Source organism: Klebsiella africana, assembly GCF_020526085.1.
In the GTDB taxonomy this organism is placed as follows: domain Bacteria; phylum Pseudomonadota; class Gammaproteobacteria; order Enterobacterales; family Enterobacteriaceae; genus Klebsiella; species Klebsiella africana.
Genome location: NZ_CP084874.1, coordinates 1,833,174 through 1,854,847, shown reverse-complemented (window position 1 = coordinate 1,854,847; position 21,674 = coordinate 1,833,174). Strand labels below are relative to the sequence as shown.

The 21,674-nt window shown below is 55.3% G+C and carries 21 protein-coding genes and 1 pseudogene; 9 read left to right on the top strand and 13 right to left on the bottom strand.

What is annotated here, in order from left to right; genetic code table 11:
* Positions 1 to 232 precede the first annotated feature (232 nt).
* Positions 233 to 1,966 (top strand): arginine--tRNA ligase, encoded by a 1,734-nt coding sequence (argS, locus tag LGL98_RS08955; protein WP_136030147.1) that lies wholly within the window; start codon positions 233 to 235, stop codon positions 1,964 to 1,966.
* Positions 1,967 to 2,026: 60 nt separating this feature from the next.
* Here argS and bglB read toward each other — a convergent pair whose 3' ends face one another.
* Both bglB and LGL98_RS08945 read right to left on the bottom strand, forming a co-directional pair.
* Entirely contained in the window at positions 2,027 to 3,166 is a 1,140-nt protein-coding gene (gene bglB, locus LGL98_RS08950) for a beta-galactosidase BglB (protein WP_136030145.1), read from the bottom strand.
* 4 nt (positions 3,167 to 3,170) lie between these two features.
* Positions 3,171 to 4,754, bottom strand: coding sequence for an MFS transporter (locus LGL98_RS08945; RefSeq protein WP_136030143.1), 1,584 nt, complete (start codon positions 4,752 to 4,754; stop codon positions 3,171 to 3,173).
* Positions 4,755 to 5,106: 352 nt separating this feature from the next.
* On the opposite strand from LGL98_RS08945, the gene uspC reads away from it, so the two are divergent.
* A complete protein-coding gene (gene uspC, locus LGL98_RS08940; protein WP_136030141.1) occupies positions 5,107 to 5,535 on the top strand; it encodes a universal stress protein UspC in 429 nt (142 codons plus the stop codon).
* A 23-nt stretch (positions 5,536 to 5,558) separates the two neighbouring features.
* Here uspC and otsA read toward each other — a convergent pair whose 3' ends face one another.
* The 5 genes from otsA to LGL98_RS08915 all read right to left on the bottom strand — a co-directional run bounded on the left by otsA (position 5,559) and on the right by LGL98_RS08915 (position 11,461).
* Positions 5,559 to 6,983, bottom strand: a complete 1,425-nt coding sequence (otsA, locus tag LGL98_RS08935; RefSeq protein ID WP_136030140.1) for an alpha,alpha-trehalose-phosphate synthase — start codon at positions 6,981 to 6,983, stop codon at positions 5,559 to 5,561.
* The gene (otsB, locus tag LGL98_RS08930) at positions 6,958 to 7,746 is read right to left on the bottom strand and encodes a trehalose-phosphatase (RefSeq protein WP_136030138.1); all 789 of its coding nucleotides are present in this window, start codon (positions 7,744 to 7,746) and stop codon (positions 6,958 to 6,960) included. Before otsB ends, otsA begins: the two co-directional genes overlap by 26 nt.
* Before the next feature lie 161 nt (positions 7,747 to 7,907).
* Positions 7,908 to 8,888 (bottom strand): L-arabinose ABC transporter permease AraH, encoded by a 981-nt coding sequence (gene araH, locus LGL98_RS08925; protein ID WP_004203438.1) that lies wholly within the window; start codon positions 8,886 to 8,888, stop codon positions 7,908 to 7,910.
* 14 nt (positions 8,889 to 8,902) lie between these two features.
* Complete coding sequence (gene araG / locus LGL98_RS08920) at positions 8,903 to 10,417, bottom strand: L-arabinose ABC transporter ATP-binding protein AraG (RefSeq protein ID WP_136030136.1); 1,515 nt, start codon at positions 10,415 to 10,417, stop codon at positions 8,903 to 8,905.
* A gap of 63 nt (positions 10,418 to 10,480) precedes the next feature.
* Positions 10,481 to 11,461, bottom strand: a complete 981-nt coding sequence (locus tag LGL98_RS08915) for an arabinose ABC transporter substrate-binding protein (protein WP_136030134.1) — start codon at positions 11,459 to 11,461, stop codon at positions 10,481 to 10,483.
* A 361-nt stretch (positions 11,462 to 11,822) separates the two neighbouring features.
* Between LGL98_RS08915 and LGL98_RS26315 the strand changes: the two genes are divergently transcribed.
* Both LGL98_RS26315 and LGL98_RS08910 read left to right on the top strand, forming a co-directional pair.
* Positions 11,823 to 11,966, top strand: coding sequence for a hypothetical protein (locus tag LGL98_RS26315; RefSeq protein ID WP_369762655.1), 144 nt, complete (start codon positions 11,823 to 11,825; stop codon positions 11,964 to 11,966).
* A 386-nt stretch (positions 11,967 to 12,352) separates the two neighbouring features.
* Positions 12,353 to 12,862, top strand: coding sequence for a non-heme ferritin-like protein (locus LGL98_RS08910; RefSeq protein WP_136030132.1), 510 nt, complete (start codon positions 12,353 to 12,355; stop codon positions 12,860 to 12,862).
* Positions 12,863 to 12,941: 79 nt separating this feature from the next.
* Here the strand turns inward: LGL98_RS08910 and LGL98_RS08905 are convergent, their stop codons facing one another.
* On the bottom strand, positions 12,942 to 13,052 hold the full coding sequence (locus LGL98_RS08905) for a hypothetical protein (protein ID WP_226651835.1): 111 nt from the start codon (positions 13,050 to 13,052) through the stop codon (positions 12,942 to 12,944).
* Between the two features lie 51 nt (positions 13,053 to 13,103).
* On the opposite strand from LGL98_RS08905, the gene LGL98_RS08900 reads away from it, so the two are divergent.
* A complete protein-coding gene (locus tag LGL98_RS08900; RefSeq protein WP_136030130.1) occupies positions 13,104 to 14,666 on the top strand; it encodes an MFS transporter in 1,563 nt (520 codons plus the stop codon).
* Positions 14,667 to 14,703: 37 nt separating this feature from the next.
* On the opposite strand, the gene LGL98_RS08895 is transcribed toward LGL98_RS08900, so the two are convergent.
* Entirely contained in the window at positions 14,704 to 14,955 is a 252-nt protein-coding gene (locus LGL98_RS08895) for a DUF2766 family protein (RefSeq protein WP_002911524.1), read from the bottom strand.
* A gap of 150 nt (positions 14,956 to 15,105) precedes the next feature.
* Here LGL98_RS08895 and LGL98_RS08890 point away from each other — a divergent pair, with 150 nt between their 5' ends.
* Entirely contained in the window at positions 15,106 to 16,527 is a 1,422-nt protein-coding gene (locus tag LGL98_RS08890; protein ID WP_136030128.1) for an MFS transporter, read from the top strand.
* A gap of 37 nt (positions 16,528 to 16,564) precedes the next feature.
* Here LGL98_RS08890 and LGL98_RS08885 read toward each other — a convergent pair whose 3' ends face one another.
* Complete coding sequence (locus LGL98_RS08885) at positions 16,565 to 17,203, bottom strand: RpiB/LacA/LacB family sugar-phosphate isomerase (RefSeq protein ID WP_136030126.1); 639 nt, start codon at positions 17,201 to 17,203, stop codon at positions 16,565 to 16,567.
* 239 nt (positions 17,204 to 17,442) lie between these two features.
* Between LGL98_RS08885 and LGL98_RS08880 the strand changes: the two are divergent.
* Together LGL98_RS08880 and ftnA are read left to right on the top strand one after the other, a co-directional pair.
* Positions 17,443 to 17,556 (top strand): annotated as a pseudogene (locus tag LGL98_RS08880) (hypothetical protein); the annotation flags it as partial.
* Positions 17,557 to 17,613: 57 nt separating this feature from the next.
* Positions 17,614 to 18,111, top strand: coding sequence for a non-heme ferritin (gene ftnA, locus LGL98_RS08875; RefSeq protein ID WP_136030124.1), 498 nt, complete (start codon positions 17,614 to 17,616; stop codon positions 18,109 to 18,111).
* Positions 18,112 to 18,148: 37 nt separating this feature from the next.
* Here the strand turns inward: ftnA and LGL98_RS08870 are convergent, their stop codons facing one another.
* The gene (locus LGL98_RS08870; protein ID WP_136030122.1) at positions 18,149 to 18,388 is read right to left on the bottom strand and encodes a YecH family metal-binding protein; all 240 of its coding nucleotides are present in this window, start codon (positions 18,386 to 18,388) and stop codon (positions 18,149 to 18,151) included.
* A gap of 191 nt (positions 18,389 to 18,579) precedes the next feature.
* Between LGL98_RS08870 and tyrP the strand changes: the two genes are divergently transcribed.
* Positions 18,580 to 19,791: a tyrosine transporter TyrP gene (gene tyrP, locus LGL98_RS08865; RefSeq protein ID WP_136030120.1), complete on the top strand. Its 1,212-nt coding sequence runs from the start codon at positions 18,580 to 18,582 to the stop codon at positions 19,789 to 19,791.
* A 24-nt stretch (positions 19,792 to 19,815) separates the two neighbouring features.
* On the opposite strand, the gene LGL98_RS08860 is transcribed toward tyrP, so the two are convergent.
* Both LGL98_RS08860 and LGL98_RS08855 read right to left on the bottom strand, forming a co-directional pair.
* The gene (locus LGL98_RS08860) at positions 19,816 to 20,484 is read right to left on the bottom strand and encodes a YecA/YgfB family protein (protein WP_136030118.1); all 669 of its coding nucleotides are present in this window, start codon (positions 20,482 to 20,484) and stop codon (positions 19,816 to 19,818) included.
* Between the two features lie 98 nt (positions 20,485 to 20,582).
* On the bottom strand, positions 20,583 to 21,464 hold the full coding sequence (locus LGL98_RS08855; protein WP_136030116.1) for a dihydrodipicolinate synthase family protein: 882 nt from the start codon (positions 21,462 to 21,464) through the stop codon (positions 20,583 to 20,585).
* Between the last annotated feature and the right edge of the window lie 210 nt (positions 21,465 to 21,674).

Genomic DNA, 21,674 nt, shown 5'->3' with positions numbered 1-21,674 from the left:
TTTGCTCGTCAATGATGCTCGTCAGTAATGAAAAGGTAATTTACCGTGTTTCGGCCTGGGCACCAACCGCCGCCCTGCTGATGGGCAACTGACCGGCGATGGATTGCGCACACCGGCGCGCCGCGCGCAATGCTGACGGACGGGGACAAATGCAGTATACTCCCGCCCTAATTTGTCCACATTATGGCGCCGCTTCCCTCGGAGGCTGGCGCATTACACGTAAGGTATTCCGGTGAATATTCAGGCTCTTCTCTCAGAAAAAGTCAGCCAGGCCCTGATCGCGGCAGGCGCGCCTGCCGATTGCGAACCCCAGGTCCGCCAGTCAGCAAAAGTTCAGTTCGGTGACTATCAGGCCAACGGCGTGATGGCTGTCGCCAAAAAGCTGGGCATGGCGCCGCGACAACTTGCAGAGCAGGTACTGTCTCATCTTGACCTCAACGGCATTGCCAGCAAGGTTGAAATCGCCGGGCCGGGCTTTATCAATATTTTCCTCGATCCCGCGTTTCTGGCGGACAATGTCAACCGTGCGCTGCAGTCCGAGCGCCTGGGCGTCACAAAACCGCAGGCGCAGACTATCGTCGTCGACTACTCGGCACCTAACGTGGCAAAAGAGATGCACGTCGGCCATCTGCGTTCGACCATCATTGGCGATGCCTCGGTTCGTACCCTGGAATTCCTGGGCCATAAGGTGATCCGCGCCAACCACGTCGGCGACTGGGGCACCCAGTTCGGTATGCTGATCGCGTATCTGGAAAAACAGCAGCAAGAAAACGCCGGCGAGATGGCTCTGGCCGATCTCGAAGGTTTCTATCGCGAAGCGAAAAAGCACTACGACGAAGACGAAGCCTTCGCCGAGCGCGCGCGCAGCTACGTGGTTAAGCTGCAGGGCGGTGATGAGTACTTCCTGCAGATGTGGCGTAAGCTGGTCGATATCACCATGTCGCAGAACCAGATCACCTACGATCGCCTGAACGTCACCCTGACCCGCGATGACGTGATGGGTGAGAGCCTGTACAACCCGATGCTGCCGGGGATCGTTGCCGATCTGAAAGCCAAAGGGCTGGCGGTTGAGAGCGAAGGCGCCACCGTGGTGTTCCTTGATGAATACAAAAACAAGGAAGGCGAACCGATGGGCGTCATCATCCAGAAAAAGGATGGCGGCTACCTCTATACCACCACCGATATCGCCTGTGCGAAGTATCGCTATGAAACGCTGCACGCCGACCGCGTGCTGTACTACATCGACTCCCGTCAGCATCAGCATCTGATGCAAGCGTGGACCATCGTGCGTAAAGCAGGTTACGTGCCGGACTCCGTGCCGCTGGAGCACCATATGTTTGGTATGATGCTGGGGAAAGACGGCAAGCCATTTAAAACCCGCGCCGGCGGTACCGTGAAGCTGGCGGATCTGCTGGACGAAGCGCTGGAGCGCGCCCGTCGCCTGGTAGCCGAGAAGAATCCGGATATGTCGGCTGACGAGCTGGAAAATCTGGCGAAAGTAGTGGGTATCGGCGCGGTTAAATATGCCGACCTGTCGAAAAACCGCACCACCGACTACGTCTTCGACTGGGATAATATGCTGGCGTTCGAAGGCAACACCGCGCCGTATATGCAGTATGCCTATACCCGTGTGCTCTCCGTGTTCCGCAAAGCCGGCATCGACGAAAATGCGATGATCGACGCGCCGGTGGTCATCGCCGAAGATCGCGAAGCTCAGCTGGCCGCGCGCCTGCTGCAGTTTGAAGAGACCCTCTCTGTGGTCGCTCGCGAAGGGACGCCGCACGTGATGTGCGCCTACCTCTACGATCTGGCGGGCCTGTTCTCCGGCTTCTACGAGCACTGCCCGATCCTCAGCGCGGAAAGCGAAGAGACCCGCAACAGCCGCCTGAAGCTGGCGCTGCTCACAGCGAAAACCCTCAAGCTGGGTCTCGATACCCTCGGTATCGAAACCGTCGAGCGTATGTAACAAGCAACCCGGCGAAAGCCGGGTTAGTTTTATTCGTCGCCCCGCCATCGGGGCGCCTGCTCAGAAATACTTGCGCAGATACTCCGTCAGACAAAGGATCGCCATCGCCTGGCCATAGGGCATCGAGGTAAGCGGGATCTGGCGATAAAAATCAAGGTCTGAGCCCATTCCGGTGCCAAATGAGGTCTGCAGCAGTTCTCCCTCAGGTGAAATATTCCGCACAATCCCGCGAATCGCTTTTTCAGCCACCCCGGCATAGTGCTGCCCCACGTAACGCTTGCGCACCGCTTTGAGAATGCCGTAGGCAAAGCCGGCGGTCGCCGAGGCCTCAAGATAAGAGTGCGGGTCGTCCAGCAAGGTATGCCACAGGCCGCTGTCGTCCTGGCATTTTGCTAAGGCGGCAATCTGTGCGTCGAGGACCGTAATCAGATAGCGGCGTACCGCGTTCCCCTCGGGGAGATCCACCAGCTCCAGAAAATCCGGGATCACCATGGTGAGCCAGCTGTTGCCCCGCGCCCAGCGTGCCCGGGCAAAGTTATGCCGCCCCTCATAGCTCCAGCCGTGAAACCACAGCCCGGTCTCCCGGTCCATCAGGTTCTGCACATGGAGCAGGAACTGGTAGGTCGCCTCCTCCACATACTGCGGGCGGTTAAGCAGCTTGCCAATTTTGGCTAACGGCAACACGGTCATCATCAGGGTGTCATCCCACATTTGCTGATGGTTCTCCTCCGCCAGCGTCATGTGCTGCATACCGCCCTGTTCGGTGCGCGGCATCTCGTGCATCGCCCACTCCGCCCAGCTCTCCAGCCACGGCAGATACGCCATCCGGCCAGTCTCTTCAAAGCGGTAAGCCAGGGTCAAAAACGGGGCCATGGTATTAACGTTTTTGGTCGTTGCCCCCTCGGCGAAGCGGTCGGCAAACCAGCGGTCGATGATATCGCGCATCTCGATATCGCCGGTTTGCTGGTAATACTGATAGATGCCGTACAGCCCAACGCCGTGGGTCCACTCCCAGCCGGCCCAGCCTTTGGTATCGATCACGCGCCCGTCATCCAGGCGCAGTAAAAATTGCCCGCTCTCATCCTTAATATTCACCAGATTTTGCGTCACGTTGCGGATCAGCGTCTGCAGTTCGCCGCGGGCGATATAACGCTCAGGCTGACACAGTAATGAGCTATGTTTGACCGGCCAAACTTTCATGTGGTTAACCTCGGGTATATGTCGAATGTAAAGCGCCGCCCTGGGTGAGCGCCGGAGCAGCAGGTTTATGACGATTCAGATAGCCAATATTGTTATTGCCCCACAGGCAGTCGTAGGGCATCCCCGCCAGCATCTCGACCACCGCGCGGTGTTCCGCACTGGTCTGTTCCGGTTGGGCACTGCCGAGATCGCGCATTCTGAGGGTTTCACTGCGCAGGATGCTGTGGGTGTGCAAGTTGAGCTTGAAGCGCAGCGAAACGAGGAAGCCGCAGGCTAGCACCACCAGAGTGCCGACGCTGAGGATCAGCAGAATGGTATGGCTGACCCCTTCAGGCTGTATTTTTTGCCCGGAAACAAACCCCGACAGCTGCATGATGATCCCCACCAGCATCACCGCCCCCGCCTGCGAGGCTTTACGGGTCAGGGTCATGATGCCGGCAAAAATCCCCTCGCGACGCTGGCCGGTGATCGCTTCGTCGACGTCGGCAATGTAGGTGTAGGTATTCCACGGCACGTAATTAATTCCGCCGCGTCCCAGTCCGGCAACAGCCGAGATGAGCAATAATAAGGAATAGACATCGCTCAGCCCGGCGTAATACAGCAGCGCATACGAGAGTGAGCTCAGGCCAAACAGGACCACCACCATGCGGTAGGACGGCGCGGGGCCAAAACGAATACATAGCGGGATCATGGCGATCACCGCGATAAACTGGAAGATGGCCATCGTCCCCAGCAGGTTCGAGGCGACGGCCGCTTCCTGCATCAGGACAAAGACCACGTAATAGGTAAACACGGCATTGAAGACGTCCTGGGCGATATAGCCCCCCAGATACATGCCGAGGTGCTGGCGGAAAATTTTGATCCGTAGCGTGGAACTCAGCTCAATCACCAGGCGATTGAGGCTTTGAGCGAGGGTTAGATTCTGTTTTTCAGCTTCCGCCCGCAGGGCCGCCTCTGACCACGCCTCCCGCGGCCGCTCCCAGGTAAAACACCAGACGAAGGTCAGCATCACCGCGCACAGGACCGAGAACACCAGACTGGCATAAAAGAACGAGCTGGCGTTGTCTTTCCCAAGCCAGGTAAGCAGGATCCCGGGCAGAAAGGAGGCTAAAATCGCCGACATCTGCGCCATCGAAATACGCGCGCCAGAGAATTTGGTTTTCTGTTTAAAGTCATCGGTCATCTCCGGCACCAGCGTTTCGTAGGGCACCAGAATCATGGTGTAAACCATATCAAACAGCAGATAGGTGACCAGGTAGTACCAAAAGCCCATCTCGCCGACCCACATCGCTGAATAGCTGAATACGCACGGGATGCCGAGCAGAATAAAGAACTTTCTGCGGCCGAAGCGCTTACCAAGCCAGGTGGTGCCGAAGTTATCGGTGAGAAAGCCCATTAGCGGGCTCACCACCGCATCCAGCACACGGGCAGTAGCGAAAATAAGCGTGGCCTCTATTGGGGTGAGTCCGCAGAAGGTGGTGTAAAAGTAGAGCAGCCATGCGGCGGTTAGCGCCGTCGTACCAGCGCCGAGAAAATCACCCGCGCCGTAGGCCAGGTAGTTAGCCAGTCCAATTTTTCGTGTTTTCATCGTCGTGATCCTGTGTCTTTTTTTAAAAGAACGCCGACAATCTTTCCGGATTTTCTACCGGAAGGGAGTGGGTACCTGGCTACACTAAAAGCAGTGAAACGACGTTACCTTTGCGCTTTTGCCACCAAAAAGCCGCCGGTGGCAAAAAGACAAAGAGGAGCCCTCTTCACCTCACTCATTTATAAAACAGCATTTCTTTTTATTCAAAAGATCAGTCCATTTTAATGATATCGCAGTGAAATCACGCACAGGCGAAGAGGCTCGCAAATCCCAGGCCTGGTGCTTGCACAGCCGGGGAAACAGGAGTAAAGAAGGAAAGAAAGGGTTATTCCGCGTATCTCAAGGAGGCCAGATGCCTTATTCACATCTGCTGGTTGCCGTCGCACCAACGCCGGAGAGTCAGATATTAATTAAAAAAGCGGTGTCGATCGCCCGCCCCGTTAATGCGAAGGTGAGCTTTATCACCCTCGCTACGGATCCGGAGATGTATAACCAGTTTGCGGCGCCGATGATGGAAAATCTGCGCGAACTGATGCAGGAAGAGACGCGGGAGTTTCTCAACGACCTGGCTCGCCACGCGGACTACCCAATAGAAAAAATGACCATCGCCTGTGGCGAACTGGGCCATCATATTAAGGACTTCTGCCAGTCAAACCAGGTCGATCTGGTGATCTGCGGCAATCACAACCATTCCCTGTTCTCGCGCGCCACCTGCTCAGCGAAAAATATCGTCGGTAGCTGCGGCGTCGATGTCCTGCTGGTTTCCCTTGAAAAGGGCTAACGCCGGTTAGCCCTTATCCTGACCTAGGCCAGTTTAGGGAAAGTGGCTATCTTCCCCCGCAGACGGCTCTCCTCGCTGCGCGGTGCAATATGCTGCAGATCGTCGACAAAGCGCGCCTGCCAGTTATGAATATCATTTTCTCTGATCACGTCCAGCATCGCTGAATGACGGGCGATACGTTCCGCCAGCGGCATGCTGAGCGCGCGGTCCAGCGCGGCAGCAACCTCGTCGCGATCGTAAGGGTTGACGATCAGGGCGCTGGTCAGCTCCTGCGCCGCCCCGGCAAATTGCGACAGGACCAGTACGCCAGGGTTATCCGGATCCTGCGCCGCAACGTACTCCTTCGCCACCAGGTTCATACCATCGCGTAGCGGCGTCACCAGCCCGACGTCAGAGTAGCGGAAGACCTTCATCAGCAGCTTACGATCAAAATGCTGGTTCAGATAGTAGAGCGGTGTCCAGCCAAGCTGACCAAACTGTCCGTTGATGCGTCCGGCTGCGGTTTCCAGCTGGTGGCGGATATCCTGATAGGCCTGCACATCGCCGCGGGACGTCGGCGCGATCTGGGTATAACGGATTTTGCCGTGGTGCTGAGGGTACTTCTCGAGCAGCGTCTCGTAGGCGAGGAATCGCTCCGGCAACCCTTTCGAGTAGTCAAGGCGCTCCACGGAGAAGATATTCTTCACATTTTTCAGCTCATTTTTGAGCTGGGCCAGCTTCGGCGGCAGTGGACCTTTGGCGTTGCGCGTAATCTCGTCTGGATCAATGCCAATCGGATAAACTTCGGTGCTGAACGCTTTACCCCACGCCTGATAGCGTTTATCGCCGAGGTCGGAGAGCCGGGTCTGCATAGCAATGCTGTCAAGAAAAGCGGTTCTGTCGCTTTCGGTCTGAAAGCCCAGCAGATCGTAATCGCACAGTTGCTCGAGCAGCTCAGCGTGCGGCGGTAGCGCGTTAAAGATCTCCGGCGTCGGGAACGGAATATGCAAGAAAAAGCCGATGCGATTATTCACCCCGCGCTTGCGCAATTCGCTGGCGAAGGGCAGCAGATGGTAATCATGGATCCACAGCGTATCTTCTGGCTCAATCAACGGTACAAGCTTATCCGCCAGCATGGCGTTAACCCGCAGGTATCCCTCCCAGGCTTCGCGCTGAAAACTGACCAGATCAAGACGATAGTGGAAGGCCGGCCACAGCACGGCGTTAGAGAACTGGTTGTAGTATTCATCATGGTCCCGTTCATTCAAGTTGAACGACGCCCATGAAATATTCCCCCGGGAGACCTGCTGCAGCGGCTGCTGGTCATCGCCAATCTCGCCGCTCCAGCCGAACCACAGACCCCCCGCCGCTTTCAGTGCCCCCAGGATGCCGACGGCCAGACCGCCAGCGCTCGATTTTTTATCGTCCGGTAAGGCGATACGGTTAGAGACTACGACTAAACGACTCATGGTCATCCCTCCTTTCGGTTTGCGCGTCATACGCCAGATGTTGCAACCACGTCCTTACAGCGGCGGCATCCGCCAACCGCCAGTGCGCCTGAGTTTCCCCGGCGCCAACTTTTACCGACATTCCCTGCAGTTGATTAACGACGCTGAATCCCGCCTCGTCGGTCAAATCATCGCCGACAAAAACCGGTTCGCGGCCAGCGAACGGCGCCTCCTGCATGAACGCGGTAATCGCCTCTCCTTTATTCACTCCCCGGGGCTTAATCTCCACCACGCACTTGCCAAGCTGGAGCGCCAACAGCGGATAGCGCTGAACAATCCGCTGCGCCAGCTCCAGCACAGCGCTCTGCTGCTGCGGGGCCTGGCGATAGTGCAGCGCGAAAGCCATCTCTTTACACTCCAGCTCACATCCCGGAAGCGCTTCCAGCGCCGAGGTCAGCTCAGCCGCGATCTCATCGCGCAGCGCCGTCGGCAGAGAGACGATATAGGTTTTACCATTGATATCACGGCGCTCGGCCCCGTGAACACCGGCCAGCGGTAGCCGCCAGGGATGGGTTAGCGCGTCAAGTTCAGCCATTGAGCGCCCTGAAATTAGTGCCACCGCGCCCCCCTGCTGCTGAGCCAGCACGTTAAGCGCCTGCAGCGTGTTGTCGGGTATCACCACCTGATCGGGATGCGGTTGGATATCGGCAAGAGTACCGTCAAGGTCAAAGAAAAAGGCGTAATTTCCGGTTAGCGCAGGCGGTACAGATATCTGGTTATCCACCCTGTTTCCTCCTTATCATGGCCAGCCGAAGCTGGTTGTTAATTATATGTTAGCCATGTAAGTATAGACAGTGTGACCAACCTCGCCATTTTTGATAGTTACCGCCAGCGAAACGGGCGCTGGCGGCAATTACTCTGTAAACTTAAAAGTTCGGCTTAATTTCAGGCCGCACGTTTGGCTTTTTGTTTGTAGCGGTCGAAGATTACCGCCGCCAGCAGGATCACCCCGCGCACGACGTATTGTGAGAAAGGCGAGATGTTCAGCAGGTTCATCGCATTCTCCACCGTCCCGAGGATCAGGATCCCAGCGACCACATAAGAGATTTTGCCGATCCCGCCTTTCAGCGACACCCCGCCCAGCACGCAGGCCGATATGACAATCAGCTCATAGCCAATCGAAGTCATCGGCTGGCCGCTGGTCATGCGCGACGCCAGAATGATCCCCGCCGCCGCCGATACCAGACCAGAGAGCACAAAGATTATAATCTTGGTACGTACCACCGGGACCCCGGCCAGACGCGCCGCCTCTTCATTGCCGCCAATAGCCAGCGTATTACGGCCAAAGGTGGTTTTGTTTAGTAATAATCCGAAAACTACCAGGCAGGCGACCGTCAGCCAAATTGGCGCCGGTAGACCAAACCAATTGGCATAGCCGAGGGTAAAGAAACGCTCATCTTCGATTCCTACCGCTTTACCGTCGGAAATAATGTAGGCCAGGCCGCGGACAATCTGCATGGTGGCCAGCGTGGTGATCAGCGCGTTAATCTTCAGGCGCGCAATCACAAAACCGTTAACCAGGCCACTAACCGCCCCCAGCAACAGGCCGGCAGCAATCCCCAGCCACAGGCTTTCGCTGAGATTAATCACCACCGCGGTGGTCACCCCGGCACAGGCGATAACCGACGCTACTGACAGGTCAAAATCCCCGGAGGCCAGGCAGAAGAGCATGCCGCAGGCCACCATCCCGGACATCGAGATTGCCAGCCCCAGTCCCTTCATATTGACGAACGAGGCAAAGTTAGGCACAAAAATTACGCAGCCGATAAACAGCACCGCAAACACTACCAGCATGCCAAACTGATCCCAAATGCGGGCAAAGCTAAAGGCAGAACGAGTAGCGCCGGACGTAGTCACTGATGACATCATTTACTCCTTACTCAGGCGACAGCCTGACTCACTTTTGGCATCGCAAGGCTTAACGCCTGCTGTTCATTGGCTTCTTCATGCAGCAGTTCGCCGGCGACTTGCCCTTCGCGCATCACCACGATGCGGTCGGCAACGCCCAGCACTTCCGGAAGATCGCTGGAGGCAAACACTACGGCGACACCGGAGGCAGCGAGGCCATATATCACATTGTAAATTTCATGTTTGGCGCCAACGTCGATGCCGCGGGTGGGTTCATCGAGCAGGATCACTTTCATCTCTTCCGATAGCCAGCGGCCAAGGATCGCTTTCTGCTGATTGCCACCGGAGAGATTCATGATCAGCTGTTCCGGGCCGGGCGTTTTTATGTTCAGCGACTGGATATGCTGAGCGGCATTGCCCGCCTCCCAGGCGTTGTTGATCAGGCAGCCAGCATGGATATGTTTGCGCCGGGCGCTGATGTTGATGTTGTCGCGCACCGAGTGAACCGGAATAATCCCGTCGGCTTTACGATCTTCCGGGCACAGCATCATGCCAGCCTGGATGGCCTGGGCCGGTTTGCGGATGTCGACAGGCTGGCCATCGATATACACCTGACCGCCGGTGATCCGGGTGCCGCCAAATAAGCCTTTCATCAGTTCGCTACGCCCGGCGCCCACCAGCCCGAACAGGCCGACGATTTCGCCACTGCGTACCGAGAGGCTGATCGGCGTGCGCACGCCCGGGGCTTTGACCTCCTCCAGACGCAGCCGCTCTTCGCCGTACTGCCGTGACTTCCAGCCATATATATCGCCCAGGTTGCGTCCCACCATCGCCTGGACCAGCGCGTCGTGGCTGACGCTCGCCATATCGTCAAAGGTGCAGACATAGCGGCCATCCTTAAAGACGGTGATGGCATCGCTGAGCGCAAAAATTTCTTCCATCCGGTGTGAAACATAGATGATGACCCGTCCCTCTTCCCGCAGTTCGCGGATAACGCGAAACAGGTTGTCGATCTCCCGGGCGGAGAGCGAACTGGTCGGCTCATCGAACGCGATGATCTTGGCGTTACGCGCCAGCGCTTTGGCAATCTCTACCATCTGCCACTGGCCAATAGAGAGATACTTCAGCGGCGTCTCGGGGTCGATATCCAGTCCCAGATGCTCCAGCTGCAGACGAGCCTCATAGTTGAGCAGCGAGCGATTGACGATGCCGCCTCTGTGCGGCAGTTGGCCAAGATAGATATTTTCGGCGACGGTCATCTCCGGGATCAGATGCAGCTCCTGATAGATAATCGCCACGCCGGCGTTCAGCGCCTCCATGGTATTGGAGAATGCCATCTGCTGACCGCCGATCTGCAGATGGCCCGCGGTCGGGATATAGTTGCCGCTGAGAATTTTCAACAGCGTCGATTTGCCTGCGCCATTTTCGCCCATCAGCGCGTGGATCTGTCCTGGGTAGCAGTTAAAACTGATATCGGACAAGGCCTTTACGCCAGGGAACGTCATGGTGATGCCGCGAAACGAGAGATAAGGGGTAGACTGTTGCATAACGACTCCACTCTTCTGCACTCAGCCCCCACCGCGACGGCGGGGGCCAGTTCAACAAGGCTGTTACAACCCTTTTTTCGCCAGCTCTTCTTTGAAGTTATCGCGGGTAATCAGCACCACATCGGTCACCGCCGTGAACTTCGGCGGCTCAACGCCCTTGGTGACCCAGTTGTAAAGCATTTCACTGGTTTTATAGCCATGAATATCCGGGCTTGGCAGCAGGGAGCCATAGAATCCGGTCGGCTGCGCTTTCGACAGTTCGTTGACGGCATCCACGCCGTTGATGCCGATGCCAATCACATCCGGCGCTTTAAAGCCCTGGCCTTCGGTGGCTCGCACGCCGCCGAGTACGGTGTTGTCGTTCATCCCAACGATCAGCCAGTGTTTAACCTGCGGGTGCTGGACCAGCATGGAGTTACCGGCGTCGAACGCCCCGGGGATATCGTTAGATTTAGTCGGCACGCGGTAGATTTGCGCGTCCGGGAAGCCTGCCGCCTTGAGGGCATCAATAGAACCGGTGGTGCGACGGCGAGCGGTGTCCAGCTCATCAGCGGTGATGGCCATCACGGCGGTATCCTTGACATCCCAGCCGCGTTTTTTCATCTCTTTATAGAGTTCTTGACCCTGACGGGCGCCGATTTCGCTGGCCGCCATCATCACCAGCGGTACGCTCTCCATCGGTTTGCCTTTCGCATTGACGAACTGGTCATCGACGGTAATCACCTTCATATCATAGCCACGCGCTTTGGCGACAATCGCCGAGCCGAGCTTAGGGTCGGGAGTACAGATGACAAAGCCCTTCGCGCCGCTGGCCGCCAGGCTGTCAATCGCGTTGAGGGTTTTCTCCCCATCCGGGACCGCAATTTTAATAACGTCAAAGCCTAAATCTTTTCCTGCTTTATCAGCAAATTTCCACTCAGTCTGAAACCATGGCTCTTCCGGCTGTTTCACCAGAAAACCCAGTTTAAGATTTTCCGCCATAGCTGATTGTGACATAACCGCAGCGAGACCAATCGCCGCCAGCGCTTTAGTAAATTTGTGCATGGTAAACTCCAGCTTTATTTCGCTTTCATGTAGGGAAAAATCGGAATTAACAATTTTATCGACATCAAAACAAGGTATTAGAAAAATCGCATACCCTACTACCGTTGTTAGAGTAGTAATACCCGGAAATTAATTCTCCATACGAGAGCATCATCACATCGCGGAATTACAGTAATTGCGTACATAGATTTAGCAAAAAATGACATAAAAAAAGACATAATTGTCATACAATTTAACCTGGAAATAGCAGGATTATCTATACCATCAGCAGACTTATCCTTGCGATGTCAGAAGGTGTTTAACAAAGGGTTAAATCGTTGTTATTAACGCCGGTAGACGGCATTGTGAAGTGCGATCGACTATGCGCCTCTTAAGTGAAAAACCACCTCGCACCGCTGAGCGGCAAAGGCCGCTTAATATCGCGAAAAAACGGATCTTTGACGTAATTTATTCCGAATTGAAAAAATATATTCCTCTTCATAAAAATACCTGCAACAAAAAATAAAAATAATGATCATCAGCCTGAAACATTACTAATTAAATAACGTATTCCGTTCTCTTCTACGACGAATCTCGTAGTCAAATACTTATATCTTATAACCAATCTGAAACCAGCTCGCCCCTGCCAACGGCGCACAATCTCAGCCTGGACAGTTTCCACAAATAATGGTGTAACAAAACGTAAATTGCCGCGATTGAGAGTTTTCTTAATTCAGTTGAGCGAGTATTCTTAAATTGTCGGTAAATGGAAAAAAATACCCGACTCATACGGAATGTGTAGAGTTTTATTATTCTGCAACAGTGCAGCGTGTCACTATTTTATCTTGTGGTTATCCGCAGGATCCGCTGACGCGCACCAGTAACCCCTTCCCGGTTAATAAGGATATTTTTATGGCAGTTCCAGGAATGGCACAAAAGCTAAACACCCAAATGAATCTTGAGTTCCACGCCTCTAACGTTTATCTGAACTTAAGCGAGTGGTGCGCCCGACATCATTTCGACGGCGCCGCGACGTTTCTGCGCACCCGCGCGCAAAGCAGCATCACCCTCACCATGCGCGTCTTTGACTATCTGAAAAAAGCTGGCAGCTGGCCGATCGTCAATCCCGACCAATCCTGTCGCCCCGAATGTAGCTCGCTTGAAGATCTCTTTACCCAGACCCTAAGCGATTACCGGCAGCGCAGCAGTATGCTGAGCGGTCTCGCTCAGGAAGCCAAAGCGCAAAGCGACGATAGCACCTGGCGGTTTCTCACGCTGCTGGCGGAAGAGCAACAGCAGGATGGCCTGCTGTTGCAAAGCGTGCTTGAGGAAATTCGTAATGCCGATAAAGCCGGGCTCGGGATGGAGCAGACCGACCGTCGTCTGATGGCATTCGTCGGAGAAGTGCAGAAGCCGCATTAGTAAAGCATTTATCGTTCTGTCAGGGGAAGCGTGTCCACGCTGCCCCGCCCTGTTTATTAATCCATTACGTCTATTTTTCCTAGCCGATTATTCCTTTCAAGAATAAAAAAGTTTTAACTCGATCCCATTCCCTCATCACCGTGACCCCATAGGGGGGATTAGTGAGCCGGGTCACTTTTTCACGAACCATAAAGAAATATAAAAACAGCGTTTCAAAAATTTAAAACACGGGGTTTATTTTATGGCTCGATACACGGCTTCAGCCTCTGAACGGCTGCAGGGAAGACCGATTTTGTTACGCCATCAGTTAGCCTACGGCGGCGGTAACCTATTGGGAAGCGGCGCACTGGCGATTAGCGGCGCGTGGTTACTCTATTTTTATACAACCTTCTGCGGCCTGACGCTGATCGAGGCCTCATTTATCTTCTCCGTCGCCAGCATCATTGACGCTATCAGCAACCCGCTGATGGGCTACCTGACGGATAATTTTGGCAAAACGCGCTTAGGCAAGCGCTTTGGCCGCCGGCGTTTCTTTCTGCTGATCGGTATTCCACTGATGATGTTCTACCCACTGCTGTGGGTCGAGGGCCTGAGTTTCTGGTATTACCTGTGTACCTATGTGGTGTTTGAGATCATCTACACCTCTATCATGGTGCCCTATGAAACGCTGGCGACAGAGATGACCGATGATTTCTCGCTGCGCTCAAAGCTTACCGGCTATAAAGCTATCTTTGGCAAGCTGGCCAACTTCCTCGCAGCGTTTATTCCCGGCCAGTTCATTCTGCTGTATGGCAAAGATTCTGCGACCCCCTTCTTCCTCACCGGGCTAACCTACGGCGCCATTCTGATCATCGCCATTTCCTGTCTGTGGCTATGCAGTTGGGAGCGGGAGCGCGAGGAAGAAGTGGATACCAGCGCGAAGAAAGGACTGCTCAGCACCCTGCTGTCGCTGGCCAAAGATATGCGTTCCACATTTTATCTGCGCGTATTCCGCAAACATCTTGGTATGTACCTGTGCGGGTTTGGCGCGGAATGGCTGTTTGCCTCCATTTTTACCTATTTCGTGATCTTCGTTCTGCAGCACGATCCGGCGATGGTCGCTGGGTTGAACAGCCTGAACTCGATTCTGCAACTAATCTCTACAGCGCTGTTTATCGGCCTGTGCGTAAAAAAGGGCTTCAGTAAACCCTATATTCTGGCGCTGGGGATCGTGATTTTCGCGGTTCTGCTGTACACCTCGTTGTGGTTTTTCCATCTGCCGTCAGGTCTGGCAACGGTGCTGATGTTCGGTATCACCGTACTGTTCGGCCTGGGTACAGGCGGGGTTTACTATATACCGTGGACCGTTTATACCTTCCTGGCCGATGTCGATGAAATCTACACCGGACGCCGCCGGGAAGGGATCTATGCCGGCGCGATGACCTTCTCAGGAAAAATTCTGCGCTCGATTGTGGTGTTTTCGATGGGGGCGATCCTGAGCTTCTACGGTTTCCAGTCAAAAGCGCACAGCCAGCCGGAAAGCGCGGTGACCGCTATCGCGGTGGTATTCTGCGTCGGGGTGATCGCATTAGCCCTGGCGGCCATCGTCTTCAGCAAGCAGATGAAGCTGGATCGTAAAACTCATCTGGTGGTGTTGCAGGAAGTCGCGCGGATCAAAGCGGGCGGCAAAATCAGCGATATCGCGCCGGATGTGCGGGTTATTGTGGAGGATCTGGTCGGTCATCGCTACGAAGAGTGTTGGGGAAACAGCAAGTTGTTCAAAGATGCTGCCCCTGCGCCCGCGCAGACCGTCGTTTCCCATTAAAGAAGGAGGCCCCGCCGGTGACCGGCGAGGCCTGTTATTAATGCGTTTCTTCTTGCGGGGTAAACTTCAGCTCAATCAACGCGATCGCTTTTTGCACCGCACGAAGGGTCACCGGATCGGCAGAGGCCGGATGGCTGGCGAAGTCGATAGCTTTCAGCTGAGTGGTCATTTTTTCACGCACTTCCACGGGCGCAATGACGTCAATGACATCGAGGATCTGTTTGATAACCAGCTGGCAGGCAACCACATCGGAAACCAGCTCGTCGTGTTCGGTAAGATGTTGAGACATTAATTACTCCTTTTTTCAGGAGCGTAATAGTACCCTAAATCTTCACAGATAAAAAAACCTGCCGTCGCAGGTTTTTTTATCTACCCTACTGGCTGGCGGACCTTCTCCTGCCGCTTTGCACAGGATCAGACTCTTGATGGCAGTGACAACATGAATACGGCGATTTCTTCCAGAGACGAACGCACTTTTTCAGCGCCGGCGCTGCTGGTGGCCGGTGCTTTTTTTATGGAGTTTCTCGACGGAACGGTGATCGCCACCGCCCTGCCCGATATGGCGAGGGATTTTGGCGTCAGCGCGGTAGAGCTGAATATCGGCATTAGCGCCTACTTGATCACCCTCGCGGTCCTGATCCCGGCCAGCGGCTGGATCGCCGATCGCTTTGGCGCCCGCGCTATTTTCACCCTCGCCCTGGGGATCTTTACCCTGGCCTCGGTTTTTTGCGGCCTTTCCACCGAGGTGAATACCTTTGTCGCCATGCGTATCCTTCAGGGCGTCGGCGGTGCGCTGATGGTACCCGTTGGTCGCCTGGCGGTACTGCGAACCACGCCGAAACACCTGCTGATCAAGGCCATTGCCACCCTGACCTGGCCGGCGCTGGTTGCTCCCATTATCGGCCCGCCTTTGGGCGGCTTTATAACCCGCTACGCCAGCTGGCACTGGATCTTCTTTATCAATGTCCCGCTGGGCCTTGCAGCCATCATCCTTTCGTTGCGCATTATTCCTGATATTCGCGAAACGGAACGGCGCTCCTTCGATCTCACCGGATTTATCACTACCTCGGTGGCGATGGTCAGTCTGGTGACCGCGATGGAACGGCTTGGCGATCGTCAGCCAGCAATCTGGCCCACGCTGGCTCTCGCCGCGCTTGGCTTTGGCTGTCTGTTATATTCCATTCGTCATTTCCGCCGGACGGCGGCGCCTATGGTTCGTCTCGACGCCCTGCAGGTGCCGACGTTCCGGGTGACAATGTACGGCGGCTCGTTGTTCCGGGCCTCCATCAGCGCGGTGCCCTTTCTGCTCCCCCTGCTGTTCCAGGTGGGGTTCGGTATGGATCCTTTTCACTCCGGCCTGCTGGTGCTGGCGGTGTTTGTCGGTAATTTAACCATTAAACCCGCCACCACGCCGCTCATTCGCTGGCTGGGCTTTCGTCGGCTACTGCTGATCAACGGCGCGTTGAACGTCTGTTCGCTGCTGGCCTGCGCGCTGCTTACGCCGCAGACGCCGGTCTGGGCCATCATGCTGATCCTTTATCTCGGCGGGGTATTTCGCTCAATCCAGTTTACCGGTGTAAGCACGTTGGCCTTTGCGGATGTCCCCGCCGCACAGATGAGTGATGCCAATACGCTGTTCAGTACCGCGTCGCAGCTGGCGGTAGGGCTGGGGATCACGCTCGGGGCGATTGGCATTCGCCTGGGCGAGCAGGTTGGCGACTGGCTGCATCTTACTGAACTACCGGGAATCAGCTTCCGCCTGTCGTTTGTGTTTATCGCCTTCATCTGTCTGGTGGGGATGATCGACAGCCTGCACCTGGCCAGGACGGCGGGCAGCAGCGTGTCGGAGAAGAAGAAATAAATGACGGAAGGGCCAGCGGTGCTGGCCCTGATGACGGTTAGCCGACGATCTGGCGAACAAAGTCTTCGATCGCTTTATCCTGGCAGTTTTCGAAGAAGCACTGCTGGAAGCGTGGACCAGATACCGCGGTTTTCACCAGTTGCGGATCGATAGCACGCAGGGTATCGAGATAGTTCTCTTTTACTACCGCGGCTTTGACCTGGTTGAGGATCCCGGCATTGCGCACCTGCGGTTCTTTGCGCTCCGGCGGATAGCCTTCGCCATTGCGGCCGGTAAAGGCTTTTTCAAAGATAAACCGTACATTCAGCTCCGCGCCCCAGCCGAAACCTTTGGCAAACGGCAGCGACAGGGCGTTACCGTTGTTGATCTGGGCAAACAGGAACGCATCCGCCGGATCGATACAGTAGCCACAGACCACGCCAGGATGGATGTTCAGCGACATCAGCGCCCCCTGACCGGTACCACAGCCGGTGACCACGAAGTCGACTGCTTTCGAATTCAGCAGAATACTGGCCATGATCCCAAGATGGATGTAGGTCAGATGATGATCGTTCTCATCGCTCATGCCGACGTTATAGACCGGGAATCCTTTCTCGTCGGCAACCGCGTTAAGCTCGTTGAGGATGATGGCGTTTTTGTTCGCCTGGCTGTTCTCCATCATCAATGCAATCTTCATGGTTTACTCTCCTGAATGCTGTGCGGGATTGCCCGCAGAATGTCATTGGCGTTGACTGCAACTCTACTACCTTGAAAACAAACTTTCAAATTTTATGAAAAGTTGTTTTAAAAATTACGCAGCGCTTCACACTTTCGCCATCTTCGCCGGCCCAGCCGCCGGGTTCACTCCCCCAGGGGCCCCCCTCGCCTCGCTCTCTCTGCCTCGACAGCCAGGTGGCAGTCATATCATTTTCCACTATGATGAATAATAAATTAAAACCATTCTCATTTATTATTAAATTGCCAATGCGTGTTATTCCCATTAGCATTTTAAATAAAACATTTTTAAATTTACTTTTTGCAAATAATTAAATAACAAATTATAGTGACCTCCTATAACATCTATTTTTTAATTCCAGGAGCGCGGCAATGCTGAAAACGGAAATGATCGACAAACTAAATGAACAGATGAATCTTGAACTTTATTCCTCTCTTCTTTATCAGCAGATGAGCGCCTGGTGTAGTTACCATAGTTTTGAAGGCGCAGCGGCCTTCCTGCGTCGCCATGCCCAGGAAGAGATGACCCATATGCAGCGCCTGTTCGACTACCTGACCGACACCGGCAGCCTGCCGCGCATCAACGCGATCGCCTCCCCGTTTGCCGATTATGCATCACTGGATGAGCTGTTCCGCCAGACCTATGAGCATGAGCAGTTAATCACGAGAAAAATTAATGAACTGGCGCACGCGGCCATGACCAGCCAGGATTACCCAACCTTTAATTTCCTGCAGTGGTATGTTGCTGAACAGCATGAAGAAGAGAAATTATTTAAATCAGTGATTGACAAACTGACCCTCGTCGGGAAAAGCGGCGAAGGTCTGTACTTTATCGATAAAGAGCTGGCGACCCTCGATACGCAGAATTAATCGCCCAGGCCGCGACGACTTTACGTCGCGGCATTTTTTAATGGCGGCAAATCTTATTTTCTGCGGTGGTAAACCCTTCCTCTTTGGCTATAAATTTCCCTTTTTTCTCTAAAAACGCCACCAGTTCAGCAGCGCTCAAATTCTCCGCTGAACAGGTGTGAAAGCGCGCCTCTGCGCCGAAGCGACGGTGGATGGCCGCCTCCAGCGAGGAGAGCGTCCAGGGCTCCTCCGACGCCAGCATCATCTGCAGCACTTCATGACCGTGAATAGAAGACATAACCCCTCCTGAAAAACCGCCAGCTTAGGCCAGACGGGCAGCCTGCGCTTTGCGCCAGCGCAGATTTTCTGCTCTCTACACTCGTAAAGTTTTCATTACAGTGGTTGTAACCCTCATTTGACGAACCTCGCAAGATCCCCTACTCTGCGCGGCATAAATTATTGTTATTTGCTGTAGGGATAGCGACAAGCGTGAAAAACCGCACTCTGGGCAGTATTTTAATCGTAGCAGGCACCACAATCGGTGCAGGAATGTTGGCCATGCCATTGGCCGCCGCTGGCGTCGGGTTTGGCGTCACGCTGGGTTTACTTTTTACCCTGTGGGCGTTGATGTGCTATACGGCGCTTTTACTACTGGAAGTCTATCAGCATGTCCCTGCCGATATGGGGCTAGGGTCTCTGGCGGCACGCTATCTGGGCCGTTATGGGCAGTGGGTTACCGGATTCTGCATGCTGTTTCTGCTATACGCTCTCACGGCAGCCTATATCAGTGGTGCCGGTGAATTACTGGCTTCCAGCCTTAACCAGTGGCTGGGCTGGCAGCTACCGCCGGCAGCAGGCGTACTGATCTTCACACTGCTGGGCGGGGCGGTGGTCTGCATCGGTACCGCGCTGGTCGATCTCTTCAACCGTTTTCTGTTTAGCGCCAAGATCATCTTTCTGGTGATAATGCTGGCCTTGCTGATGCCGCACATACATCAGGTCAATCTGCTGACGCTGCCGGTTGAGCAAGGCCTGGCTCTGTCGGCCATTCCGGTCGTCTTTACCTCTTTTGGCTTTCACGGCAGCGTACCGAGCATCGTCAGCTACCTGGGAGGCGATATTCGCAAACTGCGCCGGGTGTTTATTATCGGCAGCTTTATTCCATTGGTGGCCTATATTTTCTGGCAGCTGGCGACATTGGGGAGTATCGATGCCCCAGCCTTTACCGCCCTGCTGGCGAAAAACGCCGGTCTGAACGGTCTGCTGGAGGCGATCCGCGAAGTGGTTGCCTCACCGCACGTGGAGCTGGCCGTTCATCTGTTTGCCGACCTTGCGCTGGCAACCTCATTCCTCGGCGTCTCCCTCGGTCTGTTTGATTATCTGGCCGATATGTTCCAGCGCAAAAACAGCGTTGGCGGGCGTTTGCAAAGTGGGGTGATCACCTTCCTGCCGCCGCTGGCGTTCGCCCTGTTTTACCCACGCGGCTTTGTTATGGCCCTGGGTTACGCCGGGGTGGCACTCGCCGTGCTGGCCCTGATGTTACCAGCCCTGCTGGTCATGAAGAGCCGTCGTCAGCATCCGCAGGCTGCCTGGCGAGTTGCCGGCGGCGCACCGGCGCTGTGGCTGGTTCTGCTGTGCGGAGTGGGAATCGTGGCTATCCAGTTCTGTATCGTCGCCGGGTTGTTACCCGCGGTGGGATAAAAAAGGGGCCAACTGGCCCCTTTTTCATTTCGCTAAGCAACACTGCTTATACTTCTTACCGCTGCCGCACGGGCAGGGATCGTTACGTCCGATCTTTGCCTCATTTCTGACCGGCTGAGGAACTACCACCGGCAGGGGATTCGCCATCCAGTACTGGTAAAGCGCCAGCGCCGCCGGAGTGATACGCTCGATGCTGGCGATAAATTCATCTGCCGTCAGATTATCCAGCGCGCTAAACTGTTCTTCGCTGCCGTGAAGCGCGATAGCGTCCAGCTCCGGCTGAAGCTCAGCGGGCAGCGTCGACCAGTCACTCAGCGCCACGCCGCGCAGATAGCCAAAGCACCACTCCTCGACGATAGTCAGCTCCTGACCTTCCGCTTCGCGGGTGCCGAACAGCGGTTCAAACTGATCGGGATAGGACTCCAGCCGTTCGGCGATGTCGCTCATATGCTGCAGCGTCAGATTGACAAAGCGATCGCGCTCGCGATCATTGGCCCAGCGGGGCACATTGTCCGCCCCGCCCCAGATGGCGAGCAGCCATTCGGCGGGCTCGATGTCAGTCGGCGCAGACAGGATTGCCGTCAGCAGGCCATCCAGTTCAGACACATCCAGAATGGTGCCGTCGGTGGCGTATTTCGCCAGCGTCTCGTCCAGCCATTCCAGTTCGTTTTCATTTAAAGGTCCGGTATTCATTCACAGGCTCGCATGGTAAAAATCGGGCCTACAGTAGCCGAATTGCCGACAGAAAGCCACCCGGCGGCACCCGACGCGTCGGTATCAACGATACGCGATCACGCCAGGCCACGCAGCGCTACCGCCACCTCACGACAGGCCTCCTCCCCTAACGAAAGCAACGGCCGGGGAAGCGAGTCTGGATCGCAGAGTCCGAGGATCGCCGCGGCGCTGGCTATCACTCGCAGACTGCCGCCATAGCGGTCAAAGCATCGCCATAGGGGGGCCAGCTGCTCATTCAGTGCCGCAGTCTGCGCCACATCGCCGCTACGTATCGCTCTTACCAGCGCCAGTGAGTGCTGGGGAAAGAGTCCGCCGCAGACCGAATACCAGGCTTCGCAGCCAGCCTGTAACCCGGCCGTGGCCCACGCGTCGCCGCTGACGCCAAGCGTAACCCGAGAGGGAAGATGCTGACGCAGGGCCGCAACACGTTCGCTCGCCTGTGGCGCGGGCAGGCCGGGAATTTTAATCGAGGCAATGGCCGGCAAAGCGGCGATACGCCCCTGCAGCTCATCCGCCAGCATTACGCGGGTAGTGCGGGGATTGTCATACAGGCAAACCGGTACGGAAACATGCCGACAGACTTCTTCGTAAAAAGCAAAAATCTCCTCCGCGGAAAGCGGCTGATAGGACATCATCGGCAGTAATAACGCATCCGCCCCTGCCTCCTGAGCATCTTCCACCAGGCGCAGCACCTCGCTAGTCGCAATGGCGCCGACGCCGACCATCATCGGAATCGACCCCGCATGCACCTTCGCTACCTGCACCACCCGCCTACGCTGCTCACGGCTGAGATAAGCGTAGCTGCCGGTGGAGCCTAAGATGCCCAGCGAGTCAACCTCGGCATCGTTAAGACGCGCGAGAATACGGATAAACGCCTTTTCATCGATCTTTTGCTGACGCAAAGGTGTCAGGGGGAATGCGCAAAGTCCAGTGAACATGGTGCCTCCGGTAGGCTGGGATAAGTATCCGGTTGATAGTAGCAAGGGAAGATCGTTTTGTCCTGGGACAAATGAGAGGCGCACTTGAAGTAAAATTTCGCCTGAAAAATAAGTGGCGTTTGGCTGGCAAAGGCGGATTGCCAAAAGGAAATGAATTAAAGAAATCGCGTGATCACTTGGTCGTTAAGTATAATAAAATCAATTAATTAT

Bases quoted from the DNA above. Each gene is read 5' to 3' on its own strand.
- bglB (WP_136030145.1), bottom strand. From the start codon at position 3,166: ATGAAAGTTTGGCCGGTCAAACATAGCTCATTACTGTGTCAGCCTGAG.
- LGL98_RS08945 (WP_136030143.1), bottom strand. From the start codon at position 4,754: ATGAAAACACGAAAAATTGGACTGGCTAACTACCTGGCCTACGGCGCG.
- uspC (WP_136030141.1), top strand. From the start codon at position 5,107: ATGCCTTATTCACATCTGCTGGTTGCCGTCGCACCAACGCCGGAGAGT.
- otsA (WP_136030140.1), bottom strand. From the start codon at position 6,983: ATGAGTCGTTTAGTCGTAGTCTCTAACCGTATCGCCTTACCGGACGAT.
- araH (WP_004203438.1), bottom strand. From the start codon at position 8,888: ATGTCATCAGTGACTACGTCCGGCGCTACTCGTTCTGCCTTTAGCTTT.
- araG (WP_136030136.1), bottom strand. From the start codon at position 10,417: ATGCAACAGTCTACCCCTTATCTCTCGTTTCGCGGCATCACCATGACG.
- LGL98_RS08915 (WP_136030134.1), bottom strand. From the start codon at position 11,461: ATGCACAAATTTACTAAAGCGCTGGCGGCGATTGGTCTCGCTGCGGTT.
- LGL98_RS26315 (WP_369762655.1), top strand. From the start codon at position 11,823: ATGCGCCTCTTAAGTGAAAAACCACCTCGCACCGCTGAGCGGCAAAGG.
- LGL98_RS08910 (WP_136030132.1), top strand. From the start codon at position 12,353: ATGGCAGTTCCAGGAATGGCACAAAAGCTAAACACCCAAATGAATCTT.
- LGL98_RS08905 (WP_226651835.1), bottom strand. From the start codon at position 13,052: ATGGTTCGTGAAAAAGTGACCCGGCTCACTAATCCCCCCTATGGGGTC.
- LGL98_RS08900 (WP_136030130.1), top strand. From the start codon at position 13,104: ATGGCTCGATACACGGCTTCAGCCTCTGAACGGCTGCAGGGAAGACCG.
- LGL98_RS08895 (WP_002911524.1), bottom strand. From the start codon at position 14,955: ATGTCTCAACATCTTACCGAACACGACGAGCTGGTTTCCGATGTGGTT.
- LGL98_RS08890 (WP_136030128.1), top strand. From the start codon at position 15,106: ATGAATACGGCGATTTCTTCCAGAGACGAACGCACTTTTTCAGCGCCG.
- LGL98_RS08885 (WP_136030126.1), bottom strand. From the start codon at position 17,203: ATGAAGATTGCATTGATGATGGAGAACAGCCAGGCGAACAAAAACGCC.
- ftnA (WP_136030124.1), top strand. From the start codon at position 17,614: ATGCTGAAAACGGAAATGATCGACAAACTAAATGAACAGATGAATCTT.
- LGL98_RS08870 (WP_136030122.1), bottom strand. From the start codon at position 18,388: ATGTCTTCTATTCACGGTCATGAAGTGCTGCAGATGATGCTGGCGTCG.
- LGL98_RS08860 (WP_136030118.1), bottom strand. From the start codon at position 20,484: ATGAATACCGGACCTTTAAATGAAAACGAACTGGAATGGCTGGACGAG.
- LGL98_RS08855 (WP_136030116.1), bottom strand. From the start codon at position 21,464: ATGTTCACTGGACTTTGCGCATTCCCCCTGACACCTTTGCGTCAGCAA.